Below are 4,082 nucleotides of genomic sequence, written 5' to 3'. Positions count from 1 at the left end.
AGCATGTGCCGGTCGTGGCCGAGCACCAGCAGGTCGAGCGCGCCGTCCTCGCGGTCGGCCTGGAACAGCCGGTCGAGGCCGAGCAGGCAGGCAAGCAAGGCGCCGATCCACAGGATCGCAGGGCCGATCCGGGCCAACAGCTTGAGGTCCGGCCCGACGCCGAAGGGGATGGTGGCGATGACGGCAAGGAAGAAGATGACCCCGGTCAGCGCGCCGCCGCCGGCACGGATATTGAGGCGGATGTCGCGGGCTAAGAGGGACCACATTACGACGTGGTCCCCGGTTGAAGAAGGCGTTCCGTCACGCCCCCCTCTGTCCTGCCGGACATCTCCCCCACGAGGGGGGAGATCAGCCGTCGGTTCGGCTTTCGCCAATCACTAGCGTCGCCAAGATGAGCGAGGCGCCGAAGCCACCAATCTCCCCCCTCGTGGGGGAGATGGCCGGCAGGCCAGAGGGGGGCGCCGTAGAGCACGGAAATCAATGGCCTACCCTCATTTGCAGCTCGCGCGCCCCTTCCAATCCCAGCGGCAGATGCGTTGCCGCAACGGCCATCCCTCCATCCCCCAAGTGCCCGCGCATCAGCCCCGCGAACCTTCCTTCCGAAGCCTTGTCCAGCCCCGCCGTCGGCTCGTCCAGCAGCCACAGCGGCCGATGGCTGACCAAGAGCTTGGCGATCGCCGCGCGGCGCCTTTGCCCGGTCGAGAGATAGCCGAACGGCAAATGGCCGATGCCGCCCAGCCCGACCGTTTCCAGCGCCTCCTCGACACCGAGCCGGCCTTCGCCATGGAACTCCCGCCAGAAGCGCAAATTCTCCGCCACGCTCAGTGCCGTCTTCATTGCGTTCTGATGGCCGAGATAGTGGCACGCCGACGCAATCGAGGGGAATTCATCACCGCCGCCTTCGAGCAGCAGTCGGCCTTCGGCTTTCGGCAGCAGTCCGGAGACCACCCTGAGCAAGGTCGATTTGCCCGAACCGTTCGGCCCGGTGACGACCAGCGCCTGCCCGGCTTCCAACGCAAACCCGATGCCGGAAAACACCGCCTCGCCGCCGCGCTCGCCGCCCAGATTTTCGGCGATCAGCCGCATCCCTTGCCTGTCCCTCGAACGAAGCGGCACGGCCGCTGCCGCATCGCACAAATTTGCTTTGCAACTGTCTAGAACTATTCCAGAAAATTCTCTATATGCGGGTCATCCGTGCCAGCGGTCGGCACGGGAACAGAATTAGCGCCGAACCAGCGCACGCGCCGCCTTGAACGGCTCGGGTTGCTTGGGAGCGGACAGCGGAAATGGCCGTACCCGCACCTTTGCGCGTGATTGCATGCCATCGGCGTCCGTTCCCTTTCAGGCTGAACAGACAAGGATCGCACGTGTCAAAATCCCTCGACAGTTTCAATTGCCGCCGCACGCTGAAAGCGGGCGACGCCGAGTATGTCTATTTCGACCTCGTCGAGGCCGAGAAGAACGGCCTCACCGGCATTGCCCAGCTGCCCTATTCGATGAAGGTGCTGCTGGAAAACCTGCTGCGCAACGAGGATGGCCGCTCCGTCACCAAGGAATCGATCCAGGCGGTGGCCGGCTGGCTGACCGACAAGGGCACCGCCGGCGTCGAGATCGCCTACCGCCCGGCCCGCGTCTTGATGCAGGATTTCACCGGCGTCCCGGCCGTGGTCGATCTCGCCGCCATGCGCGACGCCATGGCCTCGCTCGGCGGCGATCCGCAGAAGATCAACCCGCTGGTCCCGGTCGACCTCGTCATCGACCATTCCGTCATCGTCGACGAGTTCGGCACGCCGATGGCCTTCGCCCGCAATGTCGAACTCGAATATGAGCGCAACGAAGAGCGCTACAAATTCCTGAAATGGGGCCAGCAGGCGTTCCGCAACTTCCGCGTCGTGCCGCCCGGCACCGGCATCTGCCACCAGGTCAACCTCGAATATCTCGGCCAGGTCGTGTGGACCAGCACCGAGGACGGCGAAACCACAGCCTATCCCGACACCTGCGTCGGCACCGATTCGCACACCACCATGATCAACGGCCTTGGCGTGCTCGGCTGGGGCGTCGGCGGCATCGAGGCCGAGGCGGCCATGCTCGGCCAGCCGGTTTCCATGCTGTTGCCCGAAGTCATCGGCTTCCGCCTCACCGGCAAGCTCAAGGAGGGCGTCACCGCCACCGACCTCGTGCTCACCGTCACCCAGATGCTGCGCAAGAAGGGCGTCGTCGGCAAGTTCGTCGAGTTCTTCGGGCCCGGTCTGTCCAACATGACGCTGGCCGACCGCGCCACCATCGGCAACATGGCGCCCGAATACGGCGCCACCTGCGGTTTCTTCCCGGTCGATTCGGAAACCATCCGCTACCTCACAATGTCGGGCCGCAGCGAGGACCGCATCGCCTTGGTCGAGGCCTATTCCAAGGCGCAAGGCATGTGGCGCGAGGCCGGTTCCGCCGATCCGGTCTTCACCGACCTGCTCGAACTGGAACTCGACAGCGTCGTGCCGTCCATGGCCGGCCCCAAGCGCCCGGAAGGCCGTGTGGCGCTCGAAGGCATTCCGGCCGGCTTCGCCAAGGCGATGGACACCGAGTACAAGAAGGCGGCGGAAATCTCCAAGCGCTACGCCGTTGAAGGCACCGACCATGACCTCGGCCATGGCGACGTCGTCATCGCCGCCATCACGTCGTGCACCAACACCTCGAATCCGAGCGTGCTGATCGGCGCCGGCTTGCTTGCCCGCAACGCCAACCGCCTCGGTTTGAAGCAGAAGCCGTGGGTAAAAACCTCGCTGGCCCCCGGCAGTCAGGTGGTGGCCGAATATCTGGAAAAGTCGGGCCTGCAGAAGGAGCTCGACCAGATCGGCTTCAACCTGGTGGGCTTCGGCTGCACCACCTGTATCGGCAATTCCGGCCCGCTGCCGGCGCCGATCTCCAAGACCATCAACGACAAAGGCCTGATCGCTGCCGCCGTGCTCTCCGGCAACCGCAACTTCGAAGGTCGCGTCTCTCCCGACGTGCAGGCGAACTACCTCGCCTCGCCACCGCTGGTCGTGGCCCACGCGCTCGCCGGCACCGTCACCAAGGACCTGACATCAGAGCCGCTCGGCGACGACAAGAATGGCAATCCGGTTTATCTCAAGGATATCTGGCCAAGCTCGGCCGAGATCCAGGAGTTCATCGAGAAGAACGTCACCCGCGAGCTGTTCGCCCGCAAATATGCCGACGTCTTCAAGGGCGACGAGTACTGGCAGAACGTCAAGGCGCCGGAAGGCCAGACCTATGCCTGGGACAACAATTCGACCTATGTGCAGAACCCGCCCTACTTCGCCGGCATGACATCAGGTTTCGGCAAGATCGGCGACATCAAGGGCGCCCGCGTGCTCGGCCTGTTCGGCGACAAGATCACCACCGATCACATCTCGCCCGCCGGGTCGATCAAGGCCGCCTCGCCGGCCGGCAAATACCTCACCGACCATGGCGTCGGCGTCGCCGACTTCAACCAGTACGGCACGCGGCGCGGCAACCATGAGGTGATGATGCGCGGCACCTTCGCCAACATCCGCATCCGCAACCACATGCTGGGCGAGAATGGCCGCGAGGGCGGCTACACCATCCACTATCCCACGAAGGAAGAGGAATCGATCTACGACGCGGCGATGGAATACAAGAAGGAAGGCGTGCCGCTGGTCATCTTCGCCGGCGTCGAATACGGCAACGGCTCGTCGCGCGACTGGGCGGCCAAGGGCACGAACCTGCTTGGTGTCCGCGCCGTCATCGCCCAGTCCTTCGAGCGCATCCATCGCTCGAACCTGGTCGGCATGGGCGTCATCCCCTTCGTCTTCGAGGACGGCACTTCCTGGGCCTCGCTTAACCTCAAGGGCGACGAACTGGTCGAGATCGATGGCTTGAGCGCCATCAAGCCGCGCCAGACGATGACCGCCAAGATCACCTATGGCGACGGCACGGTGAAGAACGTGCCGATCATCTGCCGCATCGATACGCTGGATGAGCTCGACTACTTCAAGAACGGCGGCATCCTGCAATACGTGCTGCGCGATCTGGCAGCGTAGAAAGTAGGGGAGTAGGGAACTAGC

At 64.3% G+C, this 4,082-nt stretch carries 3 protein-coding genes; 1 reads left to right on the top strand and 2 read right to left on the bottom strand.

Annotation, left to right across the window (positions count from 1 at the left end; genetic code table 11):
- Together EOA36_RS29520 and ccmA are read right to left on the bottom strand one after the other, a co-directional pair.
- Positions 1-266, bottom strand: a 266-nt coding sequence (locus EOA36_RS29520; RefSeq protein WP_189553421.1) for a heme exporter protein CcmB, incomplete at its 3' end; no start/stop codon positions are given.
- Between the two features lie 211 nt (positions 267-477).
- Positions 478-1,086, bottom strand: coding sequence for a heme ABC exporter ATP-binding protein CcmA (gene ccmA / locus EOA36_RS29510; RefSeq protein ID WP_127280502.1), 609 nt, complete (start codon positions 1,084-1,086; stop codon positions 478-480).
- A gap of 281 nt (positions 1,087-1,367) precedes the next feature.
- On the opposite strand from ccmA, the gene acnA reads away from it, so the two are divergent.
- A complete protein-coding gene (acnA, locus tag EOA36_RS29505) occupies positions 1,368-4,058 on the top strand; it encodes an aconitate hydratase AcnA (protein ID WP_127280501.1) in 2,691 nt (896 codons plus the stop codon).
- Positions 4,059-4,082: the final 24 nt, after the last annotated feature.

Origin of the sequence: Mesorhizobium sp. M8A.F.Ca.ET.021.01.1.1 (genome assembly GCF_003998025.1) — a bacterium.
Classification (GTDB): domain Bacteria; phylum Pseudomonadota; class Alphaproteobacteria; order Rhizobiales; family Rhizobiaceae; genus Mesorhizobium.
The sequence above is the reverse complement of the archived record's forward strand: the minus strand, read 5'-3'. Positions and strand labels throughout refer to the sequence as shown.